The 25,506-nt window shown below is 43.1% G+C and carries 17 protein-coding genes; 15 read left to right on the top strand and 2 right to left on the bottom strand.

Translation table 11 applies throughout. The features are described from left to right. The first annotated feature begins 307 nt into the window (after nt 1-307). The 4 genes from TZ90_RS08220 (at nt 308) to TZ90_RS08205 (ending at nt 8,149) form a co-directional block, all read left to right on the top strand. The gene (locus TZ90_RS08220) at nt 308-1,459 is read left to right on the top strand and encodes an iron-containing alcohol dehydrogenase (protein WP_045612453.1); all 1,152 of its coding nucleotides are present in this window, start codon (nt 308-310) and stop codon (nt 1,457-1,459) included. 149 nt (nt 1,460-1,608) lie between these two features. Further along, complete coding sequence (locus TZ90_RS08215) at nt 1,609-2,493, top strand: SPFH domain-containing protein (protein WP_004235732.1); 885 nt, start codon at nt 1,609-1,611, stop codon at nt 2,491-2,493. A gap of 183 nt (nt 2,494-2,676) precedes the next feature. After that, nucleotides 2,677-6,465 carry a glycoside hydrolase family 2 TIM barrel-domain containing protein gene (locus TZ90_RS08210; RefSeq protein ID WP_052691056.1) on the top strand — a complete coding sequence of 1,263 codons (3,789 nt, stop codon included), beginning with the start codon at nt 2,677-2,679 and terminating at the stop codon, nt 6,463-6,465. Between the two features lies 1 nt (nt 6,466). Further along, the gene (locus tag TZ90_RS08205) at nt 6,467-8,149 is read left to right on the top strand and encodes an alpha-L-fucosidase (RefSeq protein WP_045612451.1); all 1,683 of its coding nucleotides are present in this window, start codon (nt 6,467-6,469) and stop codon (nt 8,147-8,149) included. 45 nt (nt 8,150-8,194) lie between these two features. On the opposite strand, the gene TZ90_RS08200 is transcribed toward TZ90_RS08205, so the two are convergent. Beyond that, the gene (locus tag TZ90_RS08200; RefSeq protein WP_045612450.1) at nt 8,195-10,279 is read right to left on the bottom strand and encodes a GH92 family glycosyl hydrolase; all 2,085 of its coding nucleotides are present in this window, start codon (nt 10,277-10,279) and stop codon (nt 8,195-8,197) included. A 170-nt stretch (nt 10,280-10,449) separates the two neighbouring features. Between TZ90_RS08200 and TZ90_RS08195 the strand changes: the two genes are divergently transcribed. The 11 genes from TZ90_RS08195 to TZ90_RS08145 all read left to right on the top strand — a co-directional run bounded on the left by TZ90_RS08195 (nt 10,450) and on the right by TZ90_RS08145 (nt 24,337). Further along, entirely contained in the window at nt 10,450-11,730 is a 1,281-nt protein-coding gene (locus TZ90_RS08195) for a glycoside hydrolase family 125 protein (RefSeq protein ID WP_045612448.1), read from the top strand. A 97-nt stretch (nt 11,731-11,827) separates the two neighbouring features. Then, nucleotides 11,828-14,473, top strand: coding sequence for an alpha-mannosidase (locus TZ90_RS08190; protein ID WP_045612447.1), 2,646 nt, complete (start codon nt 11,828-11,830; stop codon nt 14,471-14,473). Nucleotides 14,474-14,555: 82 nt separating this feature from the next. Then, entirely contained in the window at nt 14,556-15,425 is an 870-nt protein-coding gene (locus tag TZ90_RS08185) for an ROK family protein (protein ID WP_045612445.1), read from the top strand. Continuing rightward, nucleotides 15,419-17,299 (top strand): beta-N-acetylhexosaminidase, encoded by a 1,881-nt coding sequence (locus tag TZ90_RS08180; protein WP_045612444.1) that lies wholly within the window; start codon nt 15,419-15,421, stop codon nt 17,297-17,299. Before TZ90_RS08185 ends, TZ90_RS08180 begins: the two co-directional genes overlap by 7 nt. Nucleotides 17,300-17,509: 210 nt before the next feature. Further along, nucleotides 17,510-18,439 (top strand): ABC transporter permease, encoded by a 930-nt coding sequence (locus TZ90_RS08175; RefSeq protein WP_001032152.1) that lies wholly within the window; start codon nt 17,510-17,512, stop codon nt 18,437-18,439. Nucleotides 18,440-18,452: 13 nt separating this feature from the next. After that, nucleotides 18,453-19,376, top strand: coding sequence for a carbohydrate ABC transporter permease (locus tag TZ90_RS08170; RefSeq protein WP_000818353.1), 924 nt, complete (start codon nt 18,453-18,455; stop codon nt 19,374-19,376). Nucleotides 19,377-19,479: 103 nt separating this feature from the next. Next, nucleotides 19,480-20,961, top strand: a complete 1,482-nt coding sequence (locus tag TZ90_RS08165) for an ABC transporter substrate-binding protein (protein ID WP_045612443.1) — start codon at nt 19,480-19,482, stop codon at nt 20,959-20,961. Between the two features lie 233 nt (nt 20,962-21,194). Continuing rightward, nucleotides 21,195-21,884 carry a CPBP family intramembrane glutamic endopeptidase gene (locus TZ90_RS08160; protein WP_045612441.1) on the top strand — a complete coding sequence of 230 codons (690 nt, stop codon included), beginning with the start codon at nt 21,195-21,197 and terminating at the stop codon, nt 21,882-21,884. Nucleotides 21,885-21,940: 56 nt separating this feature from the next. Then, nucleotides 21,941-22,237 (top strand): bacteriocin immunity protein, encoded by a 297-nt coding sequence (locus TZ90_RS08155; protein ID WP_045612438.1) that lies wholly within the window; start codon nt 21,941-21,943, stop codon nt 22,235-22,237. Nucleotides 22,238-22,368: 131 nt separating this feature from the next. After that, on the top strand, nt 22,369-23,355 hold the full coding sequence (gene trhO, locus TZ90_RS08150; RefSeq protein ID WP_020902652.1) for an oxygen-dependent tRNA uridine(34) hydroxylase TrhO: 987 nt from the start codon (nt 22,369-22,371) through the stop codon (nt 23,353-23,355). Nucleotides 23,356-23,476: 121 nt separating this feature from the next. After that, nucleotides 23,477-24,337 carry a DUF4299 family protein gene (locus tag TZ90_RS08145; protein WP_045612437.1) on the top strand — a complete coding sequence of 287 codons (861 nt, stop codon included), beginning with the start codon at nt 23,477-23,479 and terminating at the stop codon, nt 24,335-24,337. 70 nt (nt 24,338-24,407) lie between these two features. Here the strand turns inward: TZ90_RS08145 and TZ90_RS08140 are convergent, their stop codons facing one another. After that, the gene (locus TZ90_RS08140; protein WP_045612436.1) at nt 24,408-25,472 is read right to left on the bottom strand and encodes a DUF6574 domain-containing protein; all 1,065 of its coding nucleotides are present in this window, start codon (nt 25,470-25,472) and stop codon (nt 24,408-24,410) included. Between the last annotated feature and the right edge of the window lie 34 nt (nt 25,473-25,506).

The following is a 25,506-nucleotide window of genomic DNA, read 5'->3' as shown; positions in this document are numbered from 1 at the left end:
TAAGAACGAGCTCTGGGGCAAGGTTCATTAGTTTCACCTCCTCTCACGAACCGTAAGGAACGTAATCGGTAACCGATGACAAAAATAGTATATCACACTACATTCAGATCATCAACATTGCTTAATGATTGAACTATATCTGTTCTACTTGTTTTGTTTGCTGATGGAAAATGATCTCATAAATAATAGTCAAATTCCACTCCTTTTAAAAATATTTGTTAGATATTTCACAAATGATTGAAAACGAATACAAAAAGTAATATAATGATGTTAAATATATAGCGCGAAGGCGCAGGAGGAAAATTATATGGCTACATTTTATGTTCCGGCAGTCAACCTTATTGGAAAAGGTGTTGTAAATGAAGTGGGTCCTTATATCAAGGAACTTGGCTATAAAAAGGCACTTTTGGTGACAGATAAGTTTATCGAAGGAAGTGACATTTTGCCTAAGGTTTTAAAACCGCTAGATACAGAAGGAATCGAATATGTCATCTTTAGCGATGTAGAGCCAAACCCTACTTGTAAGAATGTCACAGATGGGGTAGCTGCTTTGGAAGAACATGGATGTGATTTTATCATCAGTCTTGGTGGGGGCTCTCCACAGGATGCAGCTAGTTGTATCTCTATCATGGCTACAAATGGTGGAAAACCACAGGATTATGAAGGGCTTCATAAGTCTGCTAAAAAAGGCTTGCCAGTTGTAGCTATCAATACTACTGCAGGTACATCAGCAGAAATTACCATTAACTATGTGATTACCGACGAAGAACGCAAGGTTAAGATGGTAATGGTTGACAAGAATAGCCTTGCTCTTATCTCTGTTAATGACCCTGAATTGATGATTTCAAAACCTCAAGCCTTGACTGCTGCGACAGGTATGGATGCTCTGACTCACGCTGTTGAAGCTTTGGTAACACCTGGTGCTTATGATGTAACCAAGAAACTGTCTATTGGTGCTATTGAGCTTATCAAGGAATACCTTCCTCGCGCTGTAGCAAATGGACACGATATTGAAGCGCGTGAAGGTATGGTCAATGCTATTTTCCTTGGTGGTATGAGCTTTAACAATGCTGGTCTTGGTTATGTTCACTCAATGGCTCATCAACTCGGTGCAGTATATAACTTGCCACACGGTGTTTGCTGTGCCATGTTGCTACCAGTTATAGAACGTGAAAATGCTAAACGTGTACCAGAAGCTTTCCGCAATGTTGCTAAAGCCTTGGGACTCCATGTAGAGGATAAATCAGATGAAGAGTGTGCCGATTATGCGATTGCTGAGATTGAGAAGCTTTCTGAGACAGTAGGTATTCCTAAGAAATTGACTGAACTTGGTATTGAAGAAAAAGATTTCGACTTTGAATACCTTTCTAAGAATGCCTTGATTGATGCCTGCGCACCAGGAAACCCATTTATGCCAACCTTAGAAGAAACGATTGCCTTTTATAAAGAGTTGTTTTAGCAAGAGATTTGACGACAATGTGACAATTCACCTCTAATTATTGACATTTCAGGAAAAATTGCAGTAAAAACTGCACATCCTTCTTTAAATGTGCTATAATACAGAAAAAAATAATGATGGAGGTCGTCGCGATGGTAACAACATTTTTGATGATTTTTGTGGTGGTTTGTGTGCTCCTATTGGTGATAGTCACACTGAGTACAGTTTATGTGGTTCGTCAACAGTCGGTGGCGATTATTGAACGCTTTGGGAAATACCAAAAGGTTGCCAATAGCGGTATTCACATCCGCTTGCCTTTTGGGATTGACTCGATTGCAGCGCGGATTCAGTTGCGCTTGTTGCAAAGCGATATTGTGGTTGAGACTAAGACCAAGGACAATGTGTTCGTTATGATGAATGTAGCGACTCAGTACCGTGTTAATGAGCAGAGCGTAACAGATGCCTACTATAAACTCATGCGTCCAGAATCTCAGATTAAATCTTATATCGAAGATGCTCTTCGCTCTTCTGTTCCCAAATTAACCTTGGATGAATTGTTTGAGAAAAAAGATGAGATTGCCCTTGAAGTTCAACACCAAGTAGCAGAAGAAATGACTACTTACGGTTATATTATCGTGAAAACCTTGATTACCAAGGTCGAACCAGATGCAGAAGTCAAGCAATCCATGAATGAAATCAATGCGGCGCAGCGCAAGCGGGTCGCAGCGCAAGAATTGGCGGAAGCTGATAAGATTAAAATCGTCACTGCAGCTGAAGCCGAAGCAGAAAAAGATCGCCTCCATGGTGTGGGGATTGCCCAACAACGTAAGGCGATTGTGGATGGCTTAGCAGAGTCTATCACCGAACTCAAGGAAGCCAATGTTGGCATGACAGAAGAACAAATCATGTCCATCCTCTTGACCAACCAGTATTTGGATACCTTGAATACCTTTGCCTCTAAAGGAAATCAAACCATCTTTTTACCAAATACGCCAAATGGTGTGGATGATATTCGTACACAAATCTTGTCAGCTCTACGTGCTGAGAAGAAATAATAGACTAAAGAGCTTGGCAACAGGCTCTTTTTGCATTACCCTTGTAGCTTTGAGGAATAAATCCTCCTCTACAAATTATAGAATCTTTTCTGAGTATTTAGGGAGTGATGGAGGAAGTCTTGAAAGCGCTTTTGTTTTGTGCTATAGTCAACTATATCGATTCGTTTAAAGAGGAATGCTTGTATGAGAAGAGAAGAAGTTTTACGAAATCACTGGTTTTTTAACCAAGAGGTGGGGAAGGAAGAGGCCTTGGCGTCGGATTTTCAGAGGGAAAATTGGCAGGTTATTCAAGTGCCACATGACTGGAGTATTTACAATGATTTTGACCAGTATTCGCCAGCGCAAAATGAGGGTGGTCAGTTAAACGGGGGTCAGGCCTGGTATCGGACACAGTTTTACTTGGAAGAAGATGCCAGTCTTGTATCGGTGCGTTTGTTGTTTGACGGGGTTTACATGAATGCCCAAGTCTATATCAACGGGCAAGTGCTGGGTTATTATCCCAATGGCTACACACCTTTTTCTTATGATATCACGCCTTATCTAAGAAATGATGGGACGGCCAACCAGCTTGCGGTTTTTGTGGACAATCAGCAACCTAGCAGTCGTTGGTACTCGGGTAGCGGTATTTACCGAGAAGTAGAATTGTTGATTACAGATTTGGTGCATCTGGATTTATATGGGATTAAGATAGTAAGTCCCAAGCTCAAGGAGCAAAGACAATCGTGGGTGGAAACCCAGCTTGAAAGCAAGGTTTCAAATGATGGACCTCAGTCCGTGTCGGTGTATTTAGAACAGAGTATCTGGTATGATGGACAACAGCTGTCAGACTGGCAGGCAACAGACTCTCTAGTGATTGAGTCTGGGGACAAATATTCTTTCCAACAAGCCATATCAATTTTTCAACCCTTGCTTTGGGATATTGACCATCCCCACCTTTACCAATTGAAGACTCGTCTTTACAAAAATGGCATTTTGGTTAATGAAGAAGAGGAGACCTTTGGTTACCGCTATATGGATTGGCAATCGGATAAGGGTTTCTTTCTAAATGGTCGCTGGTTGAAGATTCATGGGGTTTGTCTGCACCATGACTATGGAGCGCTGGGAGCTGTGGAAAATAGGTCAGCTGCCGAGAGACGCTTGCGCCAGATGAAGGAAATGGGCGTCAATGCGATTCGGATCACGCATAATCCAGCTAGTAGTATTTTGCTGGATCTAGCTGCCAAAATGGGCCTACTCATCCAAGAAGAAGCCTTTGATACCTGGTATGGAGGTAAGAAAGAATATGATTATGGTCGCTTTTTTGAGGAAGAAGCGACTCATCCAGAAGCGAAAGCAGGCGATTTCTGGTCAGATTATGATTTGCGTACTATGATTGAGCGTGGCAAGAACAATCCAGCGATTTTTATGTGGTCCTTGGGAAATGAAGTCAGCGAAGCAAATGGTGATGCTCATTCATTGAAGACTATCAAACGCTTGCTAGAAAGGGTCAAGGAGGTTGATGATAGTCGTTTTGTGACCATGGGAATGGATCAATTCCGCTTTGGCGATGGTTCTGGAGGTCATGAAAAGATAGCCAATTTTCTGGATGTGGTGGGCTTAAATTACTCGGAAGATAATATTGATGCGATTCGCAAAAGACATCCCAAGTGGCGACTTTACGGCTCTGAAACCTCATCGGCTACCCGAACACGTGATAGCTATTTTCGTCCAGCTAAGGAATGGGTTGGAGATAATCGCCGCGTGCGGAATTTTGAACAGTCAGACTATGGCAATGATAGAGTTCCTTGGGGGAAGACGGCGACGGCTTCTTGGATAGCAGATCGAAATCGGCTAGACTATGCGGGTCAGTTTATCTGGACAGGAGTGGACTATATCGGTGAGCCGACTCCCTGGCACAATCAAAATGACACGCCTGTCAAGAGTTCCTATTTTGGGATTGTGGACACGGCAGGGATTCCTAAAAATGACTATTATCTCTATCAAAGTCAGTGGTTGGACCTAAATCAGCATCCCATGGTTCATATCCTGCCCCATTGGAATTGGGAAATCCACAAGAGTTATCAACAAGTTGTGGATAAGTATGGGGATATACCTGTTCGGGTGTATTCAAATGCTAGTTCGGTAGAGCTATTTCTCAATGGAAAATCTCAAGGTAGGAAGACTTTTCAGGAAAAATGGACTTCAGATGGCAGAAAATACCAAGAGGGAGAAGGTTCTGGCCAACTCTATCTCGAATGGCGTTTGCCTTATCAACCAGGAGAATTGCATGCTGTAGCCTATGACTGTCAAGGTCAGCTTGTGGCAGAAGATAGGGTGGTGACTGCAGGTAAGCTTGCTAAGATTGGGCTTCATGCCGAAAAAACACAACTTAAACCAGATGGACAAGACCTCCTTTATCTCTATTTTGATGTATTGGACAAGGATGGAAATTGGGTGCCGAGTGCTTCCAATCAGCTTCATTTTGAAATTGAAGGCCCTGCTCGCATTGTGGGTGTGGATAATGGTAGGCAGGCCAGTCGTGAACGTTACAAGGCTCAGAAAAATGGTCGTTTTAAGAGGAAAGCCTTTCATGGCAGAGGTGTACTTTTGGTTCAGAGCTTGGAGCAGGTAGGTCAAGTGAGAGTAAAGGCTAGTGGCAGAGGACTAGAGCCAGCAAGTTTTGATCTCTTAGTGGGAGAGGCTTTGGCTTGCCAGCCAGTGAAAAATCAGAGCTTATTTGAGATTCGAGTGGACAAGCAGGCAGGATTACAAGAAGGGGATTCCCCAGCCATTGGACTTTATCCACAAACTGTGGATAACCCTGTGAACAAGGTGGGGAATAGTGAAGTGATTTGGGAAACGAGTGGTAGTGCTCACGCCATTATCAAGCAGGGAGTACTTCATTGCTTGTCTGCAGGGGACTTGGCTATTCGCGCCTTTTATCAAGGGAAGACCAATCAAATGCACTTGCAGGTCGCAGAAAATACCTCACTAGGGCAGGCACTTTCTGTACGACCACTTCGCTTGTATACAGCTAAGGGAACTTATCCACAGCTTCCATCTTCAGTTTTGGCGGACTATGAGTTCGGGGGTGCAAAACGAGTCAAGGTTGTTTGGGAAGCAATCTCGGAAGAAGATTTGGCAAGCTTTCATGAGTTTACGGTATCTGGTCAGCTAGAGGGTCTGGATTTAAAGGCTTCTGCTCAGGTTTGTGTCCAAGGGATTTGCGCTATTGAGCCTGAAAGGGTTTGGACGCTTGTCAAGGAAGCCCCACACTTACCAGACCGAGTCAAGCTAGTCTTATCAGATGGCAGACGAGATACGGCCAAGGTTACTTGGGACGAACTCAAGCCTCAAATCTATGCTCAGGTAGGAGAATGCGTTCTCACAGGGCGGGTAGCGGGCTGTGAGTTGCCAGCAACAGTCACCATTCATGTGACAGATGCCAGTGTAGATGGAGAAGTCATTTCCAATCAATGGACAGGGTCCAATCTGCCTCTGGTCTTTACTTCCCACTCAGAGCCGAATCACCCAGCCTCCTACCTCAATGACAAGGTCATTGCTCGGAAGAAATCGATAGCCAATACTTGGATTGTCAAGTCAGAGCAAGCCAGTGTGGGCATTCTTTTTGGAGATGCAGGGATTTTAAAACCGCGATTTGTGGATAACCTGACCTTGTATTATGTTGAAAATCAAGACTACATGGCGGTGGATCCTACCCATATCGATTATTATGTAGGGAATGAGCCTAGCTTGCCTCGGACTCCCAACCATTTGGATAAGGGTTCCTTGCTCAAACAAGAGAAGAATTGGCGCCCTGTATCAGCTATCCGAAAAGTTTCAAGCGACAAGGATGAGGAGTTTCGTTTTGAATTTGACAAGGTGAAAACTTATGCTGTTCGTCTTCGATTTGAAAACTTGGTAAATCCACTAGCGTTAACAGAATTGCAAGTGTATGCAAAAAAAGTAAAGAAAAATGTAGATAGGAAGTAGTATGGTAAGAGAAATAAAACCGCATGGACCTTTGCCTAGTCAGGTCCAGTTAGCTTATCTAGAGGATGAACTAGCAGCCTTTATCCATTTTGGACCCAATACCTTTTATGACCAGGAATGGGGGACAGGTCAGGAGGATCCTGAACGCTTTAACCCGACACAGTTAGACGCACGTGAGTGGGTTCGCGTGCTCAAGGAAACGGGCTTCAAAAAGTTGATTTTGGTGGTTAAGCACCACGATGGCTTTGTCCTCTATCCGACGGCTCATACAGATTATTCGGTCAAGAGCAGTCCTTGGAGGAGTGGAGAGGGGGACTTGCTCCTTGAAGTATCCCAAGCTGCTACAGAATTTGATATGGATATGGGGGTCTACCTGTCACCGTGGGATGCCCACAGCCCACTCTATCATGTGGACCGAGAAGCGGACTACAATGCCTATTATCTGGCTCAGCTGAAGGAAATCTTATCAAATCCTGCCTATGGCAATGGAGGGAAATTCGCTGAGGTCTGGATGGATGGTGCCAGAGGAGAGGGCGCTCAAAAGGTCAATTATGAATTTGAAAAATGGTTTGAAACCATTCGTGACCTGCAGGGAGATTGCTTGATTTTTTCAACAGAAGGCACTAGTATCCGCTGGATTGGCAATGAACGAGGGTATGCAGGTGATCCCCTATGGCAAAAGGTGAATCCTGACAAACTAGGAACAGAAGCAGAGCTGGACTATCTTCAGCACGGAGATCCCTCGGGCACTATTTTTTCAATCGGAGAGGCAAATGTTTCCATCCGGTCAGGTTGGTTTTACCATGAAGACCAGGATCCTAAGTCTCTTGAGGAGTTGGTCGAAATCTATTTTCACTCGGTGGGTCGGGGAACTCCACTCTTGCTCAATATTCCGCCGAATCAAGCTGGGCTATTTGATGCAAAGGATATTGAACGCCTCTATGAATTTGCGGCCTATCGCAATGAGCTCTATAAAGAAGATTTGGCTCTGGGAGCTGAGGTATCTGGTCCAGCTCTTTCCGCAGACTTTGCTTGTCGCCATTTGACAGACGGCCTTGAGACTAGCTCTTGGGCAAGCGACGTAGGCTTGCCAATCCAGTTAGAACTTGAGTTAGGGTCACCTAAAATTTTTGATGTAATTGAGTTAAGAGAAGATTTGAAGCTAGGGCAACGAATCGCTGCTTTTCATGTGCAAGTAGAGGTGGATGGCGTCTGGCAGGAATTTGGTACGGGCTTCACAGTTGGTCATAAGCGTCTCTTGCGAGGTCCGCTAGTAGAGGCACAGAAGGTGCGCGTGATAATTACAGAGGCACAATCTATGCCTGTATTGACCAAGATTTCCCTCTATAAAACTCCTAGCTTATCAAAAACAGAAGTTGTTCAGGGACTGGCATTTGCAGAAAAAAGTCTAGCTGTGACAAAGGGAGAGACTCTTCATTTTAGGATTGAACGTAGCGAAAGTAGCTCCTCTTTAGAGGCTAAGATTTCGATTCAACCGGGGACAGGTGTCCATGGTGTCGCCTATCAGGACGAGATTCAATTCCTTCAATTCCAAGCAGGGGAAAGCAAAAAAGATTTGTGCCTACCAACCCTGTATTTTGCTGCTGATAAGACCTTGGATTTCTATCTAAATCTAACTGTGGATGGACAACTGGTTGATCAAGCTCAAGTACAAGTTTCATAAAATAAAAGAGCCTTTGCACGATACAAAGGTTCTTTTGTCTACTAGCTAGTGACTTGGTAACCAGCTGAGGGTGAAGGTTAGTTGTTCAGCTTTTAAGAGGTTTTGGTGTTGAATAGTTGATATGAGTGTTTTATCCAGTCGGCATTCTTTTACAAAATTGAAATGGCTGTGGTTTTGTTTAGTATAGATATCCAGCCATTTACCTTCTTTAGCAAGGTAGATACGGAGGTGGTCAAAGAGAGGGATTCCGAGATCATAGATTGGTTTGCCTGGACAGGTCGGATAAAATCCGAGAGACGACCAAATGTACCAGGCTGAGAGACTGCCATTGTCTTCATCGCCAGGATAGGCTTCCCAACTTGGGTGAAAAGCTTTCTGACGGAGCGTCTTGATGAGAAGAGCAGTGTAGTCAGGGTAATCGCTGTAACGGAAGAGATAAGGAATGTGGAAGCTTGGCTGGTTGGAAATGGCGAGTTGTCCAAAAGGAGCAGTAGCCATCTCGCTCATTTCGTGAATCTCGTAACCATAGCCTGTTGTCTCAAAGAGGGGAGCCTCCTGACAGGCTTTTAAAAGATAGTTGCTAAAGGCTTCTTTTCCACCCATAAGCTGGATCAAGCCTGGGATATCGTGGAGGACGCCTAAAGTTGCTTGGATGGGAGAGCATTCGGCATAGTCGCGTCCCCAACTATAAGGAGAGAAGTCAGGACGGAAGTTGCCTTGACTATCAAGCGCTCGCATGTAACCTGTCTCAGCGTCAAATAGATGGCGGTAATTTTGTGATGCGGCCTTGTAGGTTTCAGCGATTTCTATTTTCCCTAGTTTTTCAGCACAGCTAGCGATACAAAAGTCACTATAGGCATAGTCTAGGGTGTGGCTGACGCTTTCGTGGTGGTCGGTAGAGAGGTAGCCTAGTTCTTGGTATTGGACTAGTCCGTGACGACCATTGATGCCGAGAGGGTCGGCCTTGCTGGCTGTTTCAAGCATGGCTTGGAGGAGTTCTTCTTCTAGGTCGGGGGCCATGTCCTTGCAGGCGCTATCTGCGATAATACCGTCTAAAAGTGTACCTGGCATCATACCCCGTTCATCTGGAGCCAGCCATTTTGGAAGGAAACCAGTATCGCGGTAGTTATTGAGAAATCCTTCTAAAAAGCGGTGGTAGTGTTCCGGTATGATAAGGGCAAAGAGGGGGAAGGTGGTTCGGAAGGTATCCCAGAAACCATTGTTGTTGAAGAGGACACCAGACTTGACAGTTCCAGTAGCCAGATCCATGTGGATGACTTGTCCTGATTCATCAACCTCATAAAAAGTCTGAGGAAAGAGGAAGAGTCTGTAGAGACAGTGATCAAAGAAGGTTCGGTCAGCTTCTCCTGTCTCTATAATGTCAAAACGATGGAGGAGATTTCCCCAATCTTTTTGTGCACTTGCTTTGCAATTATCGAAGTCTTGTTGAGGTAGATTAAGCAGTGCTTGAGAAGGAGAGATGAAAGAAGTTCCTAGCTGAATTTCAGCATGGCTACTTGCTAAGTCGATTCGCCAGTCTTCGCCTTCTTGGCTGATAGCAAGAATATCTGTATTCATTTGCAAGGTAGTGAACATCGTTAGTGGATTTTTGTTGGTTTCAGTTTTCCCTTCTTGTCGCAGGGCAAGAGTTCGCTTATCTACTTGTTCCACGGTCAGCTTATCTGCTACGTGAAGGTAGAGGGAGAGGGCTTTGCCTTGCTTTTGCTCCAAACGAATAGAAGCACCGTAGCAAGTCGGTGTAAGCTGGCTTTCAATCTGATAGCGCAGGGAGAAAATATTCAGATAATGAGGTTGGAAAGAGGCCTTATCCATATCATAAGAAGACTGGCGGTGAAAGAGACTGTCTCCACTAATCTGGCCTGTGACAGGTGTCAGGAGGAGCCAAGAGTAGTCGCCAATCCAAGGGCTGGGCTGGTGGGTTAATCGAATCCCCTGAAAGATAGGCAGATGCGGATCGAAAAACCAAGATCCTTCCTGGTTACTGGTCTGGGGTACAAAGTAATTCATCCCAAAAGGCACGCCTGTGTATGGCAGGGTATTTCCCCGAGAAAAGGCATGCTTGCTGGCAGTTCCAAAGCGGGTATCGATGGTTTCAAGTAGTGGTTTCATAGTCTTTCCTTTAGCTGTTTTTCTACATTATATCAGAAAAAGATAACCTTTAGAGAAGGAGTTTCAAAGATAACTATTTTGTAGAAAAATGACTATCATTTGTGTATGTATTTTCTGTCTCAAAAGCTATATACTGAAAATGAAACTTGTTTGAAAGAGGATACTGCACGATGATTTATTCAAAAGAAATTGTTAGAGAATGGCTAGATGAAGTGGCAGAGCGGGCTAAGGACCATCCAGAGTGGGTGGATGTTTTCGAGCGTTGCTATACAGACACCTTGGACAATACGGTTGCAATTCTAGAAGATGGTTCAACTTTTGTCTTGACTGGGGATATTCCTGCTATGTGGCTTCGGGATTCGACAGCCCAACTCAGACCCTACCTGCATGTGGCTAAAAGAGATGCCCTCCTGCGTCAGACCATTGCAGGTTTGGTCAAACGTCAGATGGCCTTGGTACTTAAGGATCCCTATGCTAACTCCTTTAACATTGAGGAAAACTGGAAGGGTCACCATGAGACTGACCACACAGACCTTAACGGCTGGATTTGGGAACGCAAGTATGAGGTGGACTCGCTTTGCTATCCTTTGCAGTTGGCTTATCTCCTCTGGAAAGAGACTGGCGAGACTAGCCAGTTTGATGAGACTTTTGTCGCAGCGACAAAGGAAATTCTTCATCTGTGGAAGGTAGAACAAGACCACAAGAACTCTCCTTATCGTTTTGTTCGTGATACCGATCGTAAGGAAGACACCTTGGTAAATGATGGCTTTGGACCTGATTTTGCAGTGACAGGTATGACTTGGTCAGCCTTTCGTCCGAGTGATGACTGCTGTCAGTATAGTTACTTGATTCCGTCAAATATGTTTGCTGTAGTAGTCTTGGGTTATGTGCAAGAGATCTTTACAGAATTGAATCTAGCTGATAGCGAGAGTGTTATCACAGACGCTAAGCGTCTCCAGGATGAAATCCAAGAAGGAATTGAAAACTACGCCTACACAAGCAACAGCAAGGGCGAAAAGATTTATGCCTTTGAAGTAGACGGTTTGGGAAATGCTAGCATCATGGATGATCCAAACGTACCAAGTCTGCTGGCAGCACCTTATCTGGGTTACTGTTCGGTCGATGATGAAGTGTATCAAGCAACTCGTCGTACCATTCTGAGCCCTGAAAATCCATACTTCTACCAAGGAGAATACGCTAGCGGTCTCGGAAGTTCTCATACCTTCTATCGCTATATCTGGCCAATCGCTCTGTCTATCCAAGGCTTGACAACGACAGATAAAGCAGAGAAGAAATTCTTGCTGGATCAGCTAGTTGCTTGCGATGGGGGGACGGGTGTCATGCACGAAAGCTTCCACGTGGACGACCCAACGCTCTACTCTCGTGAATGGTTCTCTTGGGCCAACATGATGTTCTGTGAGTTAGTCTTGGATTACTTGGATATTCGCTAAGGAGTTCACTTTAGCTTCACTGATTCTTGTCAGAATCACAAATTTACATTTAAAACGTTAACAATAAAAATTTAAATTTAGAATGAGGTTTTACTTCATGGAAAATGTTGTCGTACATATTATCTCACATAGTCACTGGGACCGTGAGTGGTACTTGCCTTTTGAAAGCCACCGTATGCAGTTGGTGGAATTATTTGACAATCTCTTTGATCTCTTTGAAAATGACCCTGAGTTCAAGAGCTTCCACTTGGATGGTCAAACCATTGTCCTTGATGACTACTTGGAGATTCGCCCTGAAAATCGCGACAAAGTTCAGCGCTACATCGACCAAGGCAAACTTAAAATTGGTCCCTTTTACATCTTGCAGGATGATTACTTGATTTCAAGTGAAGCCAATGTCCGCAATACCTTGATTGGTCAAGCAGAATGTGCAAAATGGGGCAAATCAACTCAGGTTGGTTACTTCCCAGATACCTTTGGAAATATGGGACAAGCGCCTCAAATTCTTCAAAAATCAGGCATTCACGTGGCAGCCTTTGGTCGTGGTGTGAAGCCGATTGGATTTGATAACCAAGTCCTCGAAGATGAGCAGTTTACTTCCCAGTTTTCAGAAATGTACTGGCAGGGTGCGGACGGAAGTCGTGTCCTCGGTATCCTCTTTGCCAACTGGTACAGTAACGGGAATGAAATCCCAGTTGATAAAGAAGAGGCCTTGACCTTCTGGAAACAAAAATTGTCAGATGTGCGTGCCTACGCTTCGACTAACCAATGGTTGATGATGAACGGCTGTGACCACCAGCCTGTACAGAAAAATCTGAGTGAAGCCATTCGTGTGGCAAATGAACTCTTCCCAGATGTGACCTTTGTTCACAGTTCTTTTGATGAATATGTCCAAGCTGTGGAAAGTGCCCTACCAGAGCAGTTATCAACGGTTACAGGTGAGTTGACCAGTCAGGAAACAGACGGCTGGTATACACTTGCCAACACTTCTTCATCTCGTATTTATCTCAAACAATCCTTCCAAGAAAATAGCAACCTCCTAGAGCAAGTAGTGGAGCCACTAACTATCATCACTGGTGGTCATAACCACAAGGACCAGTTGACCTATGCTTGGAAAACTCTTTTGCAAAATGCGCCGCATGATAGTATCTGTGGCTGTAGCGTGGACGAAGTTCACCGCGAAATGGAAACTCGTTTTGCCAAGGTTAATCAAGTCGGAAACTTTGTTAAGAGCAACCTGCTCAACGAGTGGAAGGGTAAAATCGCTACAGCTAAAGCTCAAAGTGACTATCTCTTTACTGTCATTAATACAGGCTTGCATGATAAGGTCGATACTGTCAGCACAGTGATTGATGTTGCGACTTGTGATTTCAAGGAATTGCATCCAACAGAAGGCTACAAGAAGATGGCTGCTCTTACCTTGCCAAGTTACCATGTGGAGGACTTGGATGGGCGTCCTGTAGAGGCTAAAATTGAAGACCTCGGAGCTAATTTTGAGTACGATTTACCAAAAGACAAGTTCCGCCAAGCTCGTATCGCCCGACAAGTGCGCGTGACCATTCCAGTTCACCTAGCGCCGCTTTCTTGGACAACCTTCCAATTGCTGGAAGGAGAACAAGAACACCGCGATGGTATTTACCAAAACGGAGTGATTGATACACCATTTGTAACGGTGAGTGTGGATGACAACATCACAGTCTATGACAAGACAACTCACGAAGCCTATGAAGACTTTATCCGCTTCGAAGACCGTGGGGACATTGGAAATGAGTATATCTATTTCCAACCAAAAGGAACAGAGCCAATCTATGCAGAGCTTAAGGGCTACGAAGTCTTGGAAAACACAGCTCGCTACGCTAAGATTTTGCTCAAACATGAATTGACCGTGCCTGTCAGTGCCGATGAAAAGCTAGAAGAAGAGCAAAAAGGTATCATCGAGTTTATGAAGCGTGAGGCGGGACGTTCAGAAGAATTGACAAGCATTCCTCTGGAAACTGAGTTGACTGTCTTTGTTGACAACCCACAAATCCGTTGCAAGACTCGCTTTACTAACACTGCCAAAGACCACCGTATCCGTCTCTTGGTCAAGACTCATAACACGCGTCCAAGCAATGATTCTGAAAGCATCTATGAGGTGGTGACACGACCAAACAAACCAGCAGCTTCATGGGAAAATCCTGAAAATCCTCAACACCAACAAGCCTTTGTTAGTCTGTATGACGATGAAAAAGGAGTGACGGTAGCCAATAAGGGATTGAATGAATACGAAATCCTTGGAGACGACACTATTGCAGTGACTATTTTGCGTGCATCAGGTGAGCTAGGTGACTGGGGTTACTTCCCAACACCAGAAGCTCAATGCTTGCGTGAGTTTGAAGTCGAGTTTGCGCTTGAATGCCACCAAGCTCAAGAACGCTTCTCAGCCTATCGTCGTGCTAAAGCCTTGCAGACACCATTTACTAGCCTTCAGATTGCTAAACAAGAAGGAAGCGTGGCTGCGACTGGTAGCCTCTTGAACCATTTTGTTCTCAGCATACCGCAAATCTGTCCAACAGCCTTTAAGGTAGCTGAAAATGGAGAAGGCTATGTGCTTCGTTACTACAATATGTGTAGTGAAAATGTGCGTGTACCGGAAAGTCAACATCTCTTCCTTGACCTACTTGAACGACCATACCCCGTTCATAGAGGCCTCATTTCACCACAAGAGATTCGTACAGAATTTATCAAAAAAGAAGAAATTTAATTTCAAAAAGTAAACATAAAGAGAAAGGAGGGGCGAAAAAGTAAGAACTAACTGCTGATTCGCCCCTTTTATGGTAAAAACAATGACCATTGCAACGATTGATATCGGAGGGACTGGGATTAAGTTTGCCAGTCTGACTCCTGATGGGAAAATACTGAATAAGACAAGCATTCCAACGCCTGAAAGTTTGGAGGATTTACTAGCTTGGTTAGACCAGCGCTTGTCAGAGCAGGATTACAGTGGGATTGCTTTGAGCGTTCCAGGCGCGGTCAATCAAGAAACAGGTGTGATTGATGGTTTCAGTGCCGTGCCCTACATCCACGGATTTTCTTGGTATGAGGCGCTTGCTCATCATCAGCTACCTGTCCATCTAGAAAATGATGCCAACTGTGTTGGACTCAGTGAATTACTAGCACATCCAGAGATTGAAAATGCAGCCTGTGTCGTGATTGGGACAGGGATTGGCGGAGCCATGATTATCAATGGTAGACTTCATCGAGGTCGCCACGGCCTGGGTGGAGAATTTGGCTACATGACCACCCTTGCCCCTGCTGAAAAGCTCAACAACTGGTCGCAACTAGCGTCAACTGGGAATATGGTACGCTACGTGATTGAAAAATCTGGTCAGACTGATTGGGACGGTCGCAAGATTTACCAAGAGGCCGAAGCAGGAAATGCCCTTTGTCAAGAAGCCATTGAGCGCATGAACCGCAATCTGGCGCAAGGCTTGCTCAATATCCAATATCTCATCGACCCAGATGTCATCAGTCTGGGAGGCTCTATCAGTCAAAATCCAGATTTTATTCAAGGTGTCAAGAAGGCTGTTGATAACTTTGTCGATACCTACGAAGAATACACGGTCGCACCAGTTATCCAAGCTTGCACCTATCATGCAGATGCCAATCTCTACGGAGCCCTTGTCAACTGGCTACAGGAGGAAAATCAATGGTAAGATTTACAGGACTTAGTTCCAAACAAACTCAGGCAATTGACTTGCTGATAAAGCACATTCCGCTACCAGAGGTAGAGGTAGCTATCGCTCAATCTGACCAAGCTTCTATCTCTATCAAGGGTGAGGGTGGCCACTATCAATTGACCTACCGCAAACCCCACCAACTTTATCGTGCCTTGTCCTTGTTGGCAACAGCTCTAGTAGAAGGTGATAAAGTAGAGATTGAAGAGAAGGCGGCTTATGAAGATTTAGCCTACATGGCTGACTGTTCGCGCAATGCGGTGCTGAATGTGGCTGCTGCCAAGCAGATGATTGAGGTCTTGGCTCTCATGGGCTACTCAACCTTTGAGCTCTACATGGAAGACACCTACCAAATTGAAGGGCAGCCTTACTTTGGCTATTTCCGTGGAGCCTACTCCGCTGAGGAGTTGCAGGAAATTGAAGCCTATGCCCAGCAGTTTGACATGACCTTTGTGCCCTGCATCCAGACCTTGGCCCACTTGTCAGCCTTTGTCAAATGGGGTGTCAAAGAAGTCCAGGAGCTCCGTGATGTGGAGGATATTCTTCTCATCGGCGAAGAAAAGGTTTATGACCTGATTGATGGCATGTTTGCTACCCTATCTAAACTGAAGACTCGCAAGGTCAATATTGGGATGGACGAAGCCCACTTGGTTGGTTTGGGACGCTACTTGATTCTGAACGGTGTTGTGGATCGTAGTCTCCTCATGTGCCAACACTTGGAGCGCGTGCTAGATATTGCTGACAAATATGGTTTCCACTGCCAGATGTGGAGCGATATGTTCTTTAAACTTATGTCAGCAGATGGCCAGTACGACCGTGATGTGGAAATTCCAGAAGAAACTCGTGTCTACCTAGACCGTCTCAAAGACCGAGTGACTTTGGTTTACTGGGACTATTATCAGGATAGCGAGGAAAAATACAACCGTAACTTTAGTAACCACCACAAGATTAGTCATGACCTTGCCTTTGCGGGGGGTGCTTGGAAGTGGATTGGTTTCACACCCAACAACCATTTCAGCCGTCTCATCGCTCTTGAAGCCAATAAAGCCTGTCGTGCCAATGACATCAAAGAAGTCATCGTGACGGGTTGGGGGGACAATGGTGGTGAGACCGCTCAGTTTTCTATCCTACCAAGTTTGCAAATCTGGGCAGAACTCAGCTATCGCAATGACCTAGACCGACTGTCTGCTCATTTCCAGACCAATACAGGTCTATCGGTTGAAGATTTTATGCAGATTGACCTTGCCAACCTCTTGCCAGACTTGCCAGGCAATCTCAGTGGCATCAATCCCAACCGCTATGTCTTTTATCAGGATGTTCTCTGTCCGATCCTTGACCGACACATGACACCTGAACAGGACAAACCGCACTTCGCTCAGGCTGCTGAGACGCTTGCTAACATTAAAGAAAAAGCTGGCAACTATGCCTACCTCTTTGAAACTCAGGCCCAGTTGAACCAGATTTTAAGTAGCAAAGTGGATGTGGGACGACGCATTCGTCAGGCCTATCAAGTAAACGATAAGGAAAGCCTGCAAGAAATCGCAAGACAAGAATTACCAGAACTCAGAAGCCAAATTGAAGACTTCCATGCCCTCTTTAGCCACCAATGGCTGAAAGAAAACAAGGTCTTTGGTTTGGATACGGTCGATATCCGTATGGGCGGACTCTTGCAACGCATCAAACGCGCAGAAAGTCGCATCGAGGCTTATCTGGCAGGTCAGCTGGACCGTATCGATGAGCTAGAAGTGGAAATCCTGCCATTTACTGACTTTTACACAGATAAGGACTTCGCAGCCACAACAGCCAACCAGTGGCATACTATTGCGACAGCTTCAACGATTTACACGACATAAAAAACAAGAACACCTTGCATTGGGCAGAGTGTTTCTCGTGAAACATCCCTTTCTTAAAAAAGTACTCCACATAAAATAATTTGTGGAGTTTTTTCTATAATTAGTAGTTTAACCTAACCTTCAAATAGGAGTATACTAATAATGTAATCGTTATCAAAAGTCTAAAAAGGAATTTTTAGATGGATATCAAAATAAAAAAGGGAGGAAATTATGAATAAGTTTTCAAAAACCTTGAGAGACAACTGGATCTTTCTCTTGATGGTTTTGCCAGGGGCACTCTGGTTGATTCTATTCTTCTACATTCCAGTATTTGGGAACGTGGTTGCCTTTAAAGACTACCACATGACCAGTAATGGATTTATAGATAGTATCGTGAATAGTAAATGGGTCGGACTCGATAATTTCAGATTCTTGTTTAGTTCAAAAGACGCCTTTATTATCACACGAAATACTGTCCTCTACAATCTAGGCTTTATCTTTATCGGTTTGATTGTATCAGTAGGGATTGCCATCATCTTAAGTGAACTCCGTTCTAAGAGAATGGTTAAGATCTTCCAAACTTCTATGTTGTTCCCTTACTTCTTGTCTTGGGTTATCATCAGTTTCTTTACAGATGCCTTCCTAAACATTGATAAAGGGGTGTTCAACCATTTCCTAGAATCTATTGGAATGAAGGAAATCAATTTCTACGCTGATTTGGGTATCTGGCCATATCTCCTACTTTTCCTAGGTATTTGGAAAGGCTTTGGATATAGCAGTGTCATGTACTATGCAACAATCATGGGAATTGATCCAACCTACTACGAAGCAGCAACAGTGGACGGGGCTAGCAAATGGCAACGAATTCGCAATGTAACCATTCCGCAGTTGACACCATTGGTAACTGTATTGACCATCCTTGCAGTCGGAAACATCTTCCGTGCAGACTTTGGTCTCTTCTACCAAATCCCCCACAATGCTGGTCAGCTTTATAACGTAACCAACGTCTTGGATGTATATGTTTATAACGGTTTGACTCAGACAGCGGATATCGGGATGGCTTCAGCAGCAGGTCTCTACCAATCAGTTGTCGGCTTGATTCTGGTTATCCTATCAAACTTACTTGCAAGACGAGTTGATCCAAACTCAGCCTTGTTCTAGAAAGGAGGAGAATATGGCAGAAAAGAAAATTAAAAAAGAAAAAATTGATAATGTCGGCATTCACTCCTTCAGTAAGAAAGCAGATATCTTCTTTAGTACCATTTCTGGTTTGGTTGCCCTCTCTTGTATCCTACCCTTTGTATTCGTTATTGTTATCTCTGTGACAGATGAAAAGAGTATCCTCCAAAATGGATATAGCTTCTTCCCATCCCAATTTGGATTAGACGGTTTTGAGTTCTTGGCACAATTTAAGGATAAAATTCTCCAAGCCCTCTTCATCTCAGTCTTTGTAACAGTGGTGGGGACTATCACAAACGTTTTTATCACAACAACTTATGCCTACGCTATTTCACGGACAACCTTTAAGTATCGCAGATTCTTTACGATTTTTGCCCTTCTTAGTATGTTGTTTAACGCGGGTTTGGTACCGGGCTATATCGTGGTAACTCGTTTACTTCAACTTGGTGATACAGTTTGGGCCTTGATTGTTCCAATGCTTCTCTCACCATTTAACATCATCTTGATGCGTTCCTTCTTCAAGAAGACCATTCCAGAAGCCATTCTAGAATCCGCTCGTATCGATGGTGCTAGTGAGGCCCGGATTTTCTTCCAAATCTGTTTGCCATTGTCATTACCAGGTATCGCAACCATCACGCTTTTGACAGCTCTTGGTTTCTGGAATGACTGGTTCAACGCCCTTCTTTACATCAAGAGTGACAACTTGTATCCATTGCAATATTTGCTCATGCAAATCCAGCAAAATATGGATTACATCGCCAAAGCAGTCGGTCTATCTGGTCAACTGGGAGTTGCTCTTCCAAAAGAAACAGGTCGTATGGCCATGGTTGTGGTCGCAACCCTTCCAATCGCGATTCTGTATCCATTCTTCCAACGCTACTTTGTAAAAGGTTTGACTATCGGTGGTGTGAAAGAATAGCGCTTGTCGAGAAAAATCATTTCTCATTTCCAAACTTCCCTTGCGTGAAGTTAAGATCATTACATTGTTTATAAGTTTAAAAATAAAAAAAGGAGTTTTTGTCATGAAAAACTGGAAAAAATATGCTTTTGCATCTGCTAGCGTAGTCGCTTTGGCTGCTGGTCTCGCTGCTTGTGGAAACCTTTCAGGTAACAAGAAAGCTGCTGACTCAGCTTCAGGTGAAAAAACTGTTATCAAAATGTACCAAATCGGTGACAAACCAGATAACTTAGATGAATTGCTAGAAAATGCCAACAAAATCATCGGTGAAAAAGTTGGTGCTAAATTGGATATCCAATATCTTGGATGGGGTGACTATGATAAGAAAATGTCAGTTATCACATCATCTGGTGAAAACTACGATATCGCCTTTGCATCTAACTATGTTGTAAATGCTCAAAAAGGTGCCTATGCTGACTTGACTGACTTGTATAAGAAAGAAGGGGCAGAGCTTTATAAAGCACTTGACCCAGCTTACATCAAAGGTAACAGCATTAACGGTAAAATTTACGCAGTTCCAGTTGCAGCCAACGTTGCATCATCTCAAAACTTCGCTTTCAACGGAACTCTTCTTGCTAAATACGGTATCGATATTTCAGGTGTCACTTCATATGAAACACTTGAACCAGTCTTGAAACAAATCAAAGAAAAAGCTCCAGATGTAGTGCCATTTGCGGTTACTAAGAACTTCATCCCATCTGATAACTTTGACTACCCAGTTCCAAATGGACTTCCATTCGTTATCGACCTTGAAGGGGACACTACTAAGATCGTAAACCGTTACGAAGTACCTCGCTTCAAAGAACACTTGAAGACTCTTCACAAATTCTATGAAGCTGGATACATTCCAAAAGACGTAGCAACAAGCGATACTTCATTTGACCTTCAACAAGATACTTGGTTCGTTCGTGAAGAAACAGTAGGACCAGCTGACTATGGTAACAGCTTGCTTTCACGTGTTGCAAACAAAGACATCCAAATCAAACCAATCACTAACTTCATCAAGAAAAACCAAACAACACAAGTTGCTAACTTTGTAATCTCAAACAACTCTAAGAACAAAGAAAAATCAATGGAAGTGTTGAACCTCTTGAACACTAACCCAGAACTCTTGAACGGTCTTGTTTACGGTCCAGAAGGCAAGAACTGGGAAAAAATTGAAGGTAAAGAAAATCGTGTTAAAGTCCTTGATGGCTACAAAGGAAACACTCACATGGGTGGATGGAACACTGGTAACAACTGGATCCTTTACATCAACGAAAACGTTACAGACCAACAAATCGAAGATTCTAAGAAACAATTGGCAGAAGCTAAAGAATCTCCAGCACTTGGATTCATCTTTAACACTGACAATGTGAAATCTGAAATCTCAGCAATCTCTAACACAATGCAACAATTCGATACAGCTATTAACACTGGTACTGTAGACCCAGATAAAGCTATTCCAGAATTGATGGAAAAATTGAAATCTGAAGGTGCTTACGATAAAGTATTGAACGAAATGCAAAAACAATACGATGAATTCTTGAAAAACAAAAAATCATAAGATCAATTGATTTCGTGTATTCATTCCTAATTCCTAAAAATTGAATCACTGTTTTCCTCAGGCTTATCTGGGGGAGGCAGTGATTTTTTGAAACGTGAGCATAGATATATATGTTTTTCTTATCACTATTTAACCATTCAGGAAATCTCAAGTACTATTTAGGATTTGGAGTAAGGATTTAGGAAAATATAGCTTATATTAGAGATGTCTCGAGTTTACAAAGGAGTGTTCATATGAAGAAGTATCAACTTTTATTCAAAATAAGTGCAGTTTTCTCTTACCTATTTTTCGTATTTGGTCTTTCTCAGCTGACGCTTATTGTTCAAAATTATTGGCAATTTTCTTCCCAGATTGGCAATTTCGTCTGGATTCAAAATCTCTTGAGTTTGCTATTTAGCGGAGTCATGATTTGGATTCTGGTTAAGACAGGTCATGGTTATCTCTTTCACATTCCAAGAAAAAAATGGCTTTGGTATTCGATTTTGACAGTATTAGTGGTAGTGCTCCAGATCTCTTTTAACGTTCAGACAGCTAAACATGTTCAGTCAACTGCTGAAGGTTGGGCTGTATTGATCGGTTATAGTGGGACCAACTTTGCTGAGCTAGGTATCTATATAACTTTGTTCTTTCTGACTCCACTTATGGAAGAGCTAATCTATAGAGGATTACTGCAACACGCCTTTTTTAAGCATTCGAGATTTGGCCTTGATTTGCTTCTTCCGTCAATTTTATTTGCTCTTCCTCATTTTTCAAGCCTGCCTAGTTTGTTAGATATCTTCGTCTTTGCAACATCTGGCATCATCTTTGCTAGTTTGACCCGCTATACCAAGAGCATTTATCCATCCTATGCGGTGCATGTGATTAATAATATTTTCGCGACATTACCATTTTTGCTGACTTTTTTACAGAGGGTGTTTGGGTAAAATATTGGTACGAGAGTTAGGAATGATAGCTTTTCAATTTAAGGAGGAAAATAAGAATGACACCATTAAAATGGTTTGCCGGAGGCAGTGAAAGACGTTGTGAAGCCGTAACTATCATAGATCACCTACTGGAAGGTATAAAGGATATGCCTCAACTGACACCCTTGAAAAATCTGTTAGTGAGTTATAAAAGACGATTAGAGGACGATGGGACCTCTACTCCATTTATTTTGAGTCAAATGAACGTTGACCTTGCGCGCGTATTGATTGATAACAAGCTAAGTTTGTCAGAAAGTCAAGCTAGGCAGATCAAAAAATTGAGAGAATTATCTGCTATTCGCTATGGTTACTGATGAAGTGCAGGGATAAGTACCTTTCTACAATTTCCAGTCAAATAAATTGCATTCGCTTTCTCAAGCAGGTATACTAGTATAGTTAGATGAAAAATTCTGAAAATTTAAGAATAGAAAAGAGAACAAATCTTATGGCAAAAGATATTCGTGTCTTACTTTACTACCTTTACACTCCAATTGAAAATGCAGAGCAATTTGCTGCAGACCACTTGGCTTTCTGTAAATCAATCGGCCTTAAAGGCCGTATCCTAGTCGCTGACGAGGGAATTAACGGAACAGTTTCAGGGGATTATGAAACAACTCAAAAATACATGGACTACGTTCACAGCCTCCCAGGCATGGAAGACCTCTGGTTCAAGATTGACGAAGAAAATGAACAAGCCTTCAAGAAGATGTTTGTTCGTTACAAGAAAGAGATTGTCCACCTTGGTTTGGAAGACAACGACTTTGACAACGACATCAACCCACTTGAAACAACAGGTGCTTACTTGTCTCCAAAAGAGTTCAAAGAAGCCCTTCTTGACGAAGATACCGTTGTCCTTGACACACGTAACGATTATGAGTACGACCTAGGACATTTCCGTGGGGCTATCCGCCCAGATATCCGTAACTTCCGTGAGTTGCCACAATGGGTCCGTGACAATAAGGAAAAATTCATGGACAAGCGTGTCGTGGTTTACTGTACAGGTGGGGTTCGCTGTGAGAAATTCTCAGGCTGGATGGTCCGTGAAGGTTACAAAGATGTCGGCCAATTGCACGGTGGAATCGCAACTTACGGTAAAGACCCAGAAGTCCAAGGTGAGCTTTGGGATGGAAAAATGTACGTCTTTGACGAGCGTATTGCCGTAGATGTTAACCATGTCAACCCAACTATCGTAGGAAAAGACTGGTTTGATGGAACACCATGTGAACGTTATGTCAACTGTGGAAATCCATTCTGTAACCGTCGTATCTTGACATCAGAAGAAAATGAAGACAAGTACCTTCGTGGATGCTCACACGAGTGCCGTGTTCACCCACGTAACCGCTATGTTTCAGAAAATGAATTGACACAAGCTGAAGTTGTCGAGCGTCTAGCCGCTATCGGTGAAAGCTTGGATCAAGCAGCTACTGTATAAGATTAAACAGTCCTTAGGGGCTGTTTTTCTATGCTTTTTACTCAAAAATCTAAAGTTTGTTTCTGTATCTTTCAAGAAAATAAGGTATACTATATGTAAACGATTTCAAAGGAGTACAGTTATGACGAAAACATTTTTTATTCCAAATAAACAGAGCATTTTAGGAGAACAGGAAATTTTGACTGCCAAGTCCGTCTTGGCCTTGCTAGATGGTTTGGAGTCACATAGCTATGATGCTGTCTATCTCCGTCAGCCTCTTAATCGTCTCGAGTATATAGAGTGTGCGATAGTGGGGCAATCACAATTTCTATTTAAGGTCAGTTATGCTGATGGTCAAAAGGCTTACCGTGTCGATCTTCCTGAGCTACTCACGAAGACAGACTGGGAGATCATCAAGTCATTTTTAGATGCTCTGCTTGCTTACACAGGAACTGAGATTGAAGAACTAGATGGTTTTGATTTTGAAGCTTATTTCCAAGCAAGTATTCAAGTCCATCTGGCAGACACTGCAGCGCATTTTACGATTTGCCAAGGAATTTTTAATCCTGTTTTCTTTAGTCATGAGGATTTGAAAAGCTTTTTAGAGGAAGATGGCTTGGCTCAGTTTGAAGCGCGTGTGCGTGCGATTCAAGAGACAGATGCTTACTTTGCAAGAGTTTCCTTCTATCAGGATGGAGAAGGACAAGTTCACGGTGTTTACCATCTGGCTCAAGGAGTCAAGACAGTATTGTCGAGAGAACCATTTGTTCCTGCTGCCTATATTGAGCAATTGGTGGATAAGGAAGTGCAGTGGGAGATTGACTTGGTTCAAATTACAGGAGATGGCTCTAAACCAGAAGACTATGAAGCCATTGCCCGCCTAGACTATGCAAAATTCCTAGAGTCATTACCATCAGCATCTTACCACCAACTAGATGCCAATCAATTAGAAGTACAACCCATCCTGGGAGAAGATTTTAAAACATTAGCACAAGAAGAGTAAAGTAGAAGCAGGTCAATTGACTTGCTTTTTGATATATGAAAAATCCTGCCATGGATGACAGGATTAAAGTTTAAAGAAAGGCCAATATACGAAGGTAATCTCCAATCAGTGCCACTTCAGCTACAAAGAAGAGGAGGATAATCACTCCGTTCACAAGGACAGACAAGAATAACTGATAAAAGGAGTCGGTTTCACTTGCTTGACTTGGTCTTGTAATGATATGGAGGCTAGCAAGTAGAATGATTCCAATGCTAATCACACACAAGAGAGCTGTAAATCGTAGGCTATCAAAGAAGGCAAAGAAACTAGCAATAGCAGTGAGGAAGATTGGAATTGCCAAGAGTTGACTATATTGTTGGAGAACCTTTTCTAGCGTCCAGTCCTTTTCTTGGTAGATAAATCGTCTCACGACGAAACTACCCAAGAGGAATGAAAAGAAGAAGAGTGTTGTTGCTACTAGGATAGAGATAATCGAAAAGAGATTCAATGAAGCAAATTGTTCAGGGAAGTGATTATGCATAGTTGCTATATGTCCATAGTAAGCATGTTTGATGTGGTAGATACTAAAGAAAAAGGAAGATGCAGAAAACAGAATGAGCAAGATAAAGGCCGTGTAGCTATGCTTACTACTTGTTTCAAGACTGCTTGTAGGAGATTTGAGAGCTTCCACTAGCCAAGACCAAAAATCAAGCACTTGCTCTTTCCATTTATCCGTAGATTTTGGAGCTTGGTCGGGAATATAAGGACTTTCTAAGGATTTACTTAGAATAAGTGGCTCTTTCGTAGTTGTTTTTTGCTGAGGAAGTGCTTCTTGACTCTCTTCAGCTATAGTGACTTTTTCTGTTTCTTTAGAAAGGTCTTGCTCTTCTTCAGTAGAATCTAATGCTTTCTTTTCTTCTATTTCTGTTCTCGCTTCACTGTCTTCAGGAGCTTCGATTTTCTCTTCTTGCTGGCTTTCCAGTTCGACTTCAGCTTGAGAGACTTCCTCCTCTACTTGAGTATTTTTTTCAATTGGTGTATCGAGAACGGCTATCGTTTCTTCAGCCTTGTCTGCAACATCTTGGGCTTGTTCATCAGGCTTGTTCTTGCTTGTTGTTTTTACAAAATCATTACTTTCAAACCATTCTTGTTTCATGGTAGAACCTCCTTTTTAGTTAGATAAATATGCT

This window comes from Streptococcus mitis (genome assembly GCF_000960005.1).
Lineage (GTDB): Bacteria > Bacillota > Bacilli > Lactobacillales > Streptococcaceae > Streptococcus > Streptococcus mitis_CK.
Note: the sequence above shows the minus strand (reverse complement) of the source record. Positions and strands in the feature narration are given on the sequence as shown.

What these genes read in the sequence shown, in the direction of transcription:
- TZ90_RS08160 (WP_045612441.1), top strand. Translation starts at nt 21,195, where the DNA reads ATGAAGAAGTATCAACTTTTATTCAAAATAAGTGCAGTTTTCTCTTAC.
- TZ90_RS08210 (WP_052691056.1), top strand. Translation starts at nt 2,677, where the DNA reads ATGAGAAGAGAAGAAGTTTTACGAAATCACTGGTTTTTTAACCAAGAG.
- TZ90_RS08155 (WP_045612438.1), top strand. Translation starts at nt 21,941, where the DNA reads ATGACACCATTAAAATGGTTTGCCGGAGGCAGTGAAAGACGTTGTGAA.
- TZ90_RS08215 (WP_004235732.1), top strand. Translation starts at nt 1,609, where the DNA reads ATGATTTTTGTGGTGGTTTGTGTGCTCCTATTGGTGATAGTCACACTG.
- TZ90_RS08185 (WP_045612445.1), top strand. Translation starts at nt 14,556, where the DNA reads ATGACCATTGCAACGATTGATATCGGAGGGACTGGGATTAAGTTTGCC.
- TZ90_RS08180 (WP_045612444.1), top strand. Translation starts at nt 15,419, where the DNA reads ATGGTAAGATTTACAGGACTTAGTTCCAAACAAACTCAGGCAATTGAC.
- TZ90_RS08205 (WP_045612451.1), top strand. Translation starts at nt 6,467, where the DNA reads ATGGTAAGAGAAATAAAACCGCATGGACCTTTGCCTAGTCAGGTCCAG.
- TZ90_RS08175 (WP_001032152.1), top strand. Translation starts at nt 17,510, where the DNA reads ATGAATAAGTTTTCAAAAACCTTGAGAGACAACTGGATCTTTCTCTTG.
- TZ90_RS08170 (WP_000818353.1), top strand. Translation starts at nt 18,453, where the DNA reads ATGGCAGAAAAGAAAATTAAAAAAGAAAAAATTGATAATGTCGGCATT.
- TZ90_RS08145 (WP_045612437.1), top strand. Translation starts at nt 23,477, where the DNA reads ATGACGAAAACATTTTTTATTCCAAATAAACAGAGCATTTTAGGAGAA.
- TZ90_RS08190 (WP_045612447.1), top strand. Translation starts at nt 11,828, where the DNA reads ATGGAAAATGTTGTCGTACATATTATCTCACATAGTCACTGGGACCGT.
- TZ90_RS08165 (WP_045612443.1), top strand. Translation starts at nt 19,480, where the DNA reads ATGAAAAACTGGAAAAAATATGCTTTTGCATCTGCTAGCGTAGTCGCT.
- TZ90_RS08195 (WP_045612448.1), top strand. Translation starts at nt 10,450, where the DNA reads ATGATTTATTCAAAAGAAATTGTTAGAGAATGGCTAGATGAAGTGGCA.
- TZ90_RS08220 (WP_045612453.1), top strand. Translation starts at nt 308, where the DNA reads ATGGCTACATTTTATGTTCCGGCAGTCAACCTTATTGGAAAAGGTGTT.
- TZ90_RS08140 (WP_045612436.1), bottom strand. Translation starts at nt 25,472, where the DNA reads ATGAAACAAGAATGGTTTGAAAGTAATGATTTTGTAAAAACAACAAGC.
- TZ90_RS08200 (WP_045612450.1), bottom strand. Translation starts at nt 10,279, where the DNA reads ATGAAACCACTACTTGAAACCATCGATACCCGCTTTGGAACTGCCAGC.
- trhO (WP_020902652.1), top strand. Translation starts at nt 22,369, where the DNA reads ATGGCAAAAGATATTCGTGTCTTACTTTACTACCTTTACACTCCAATT.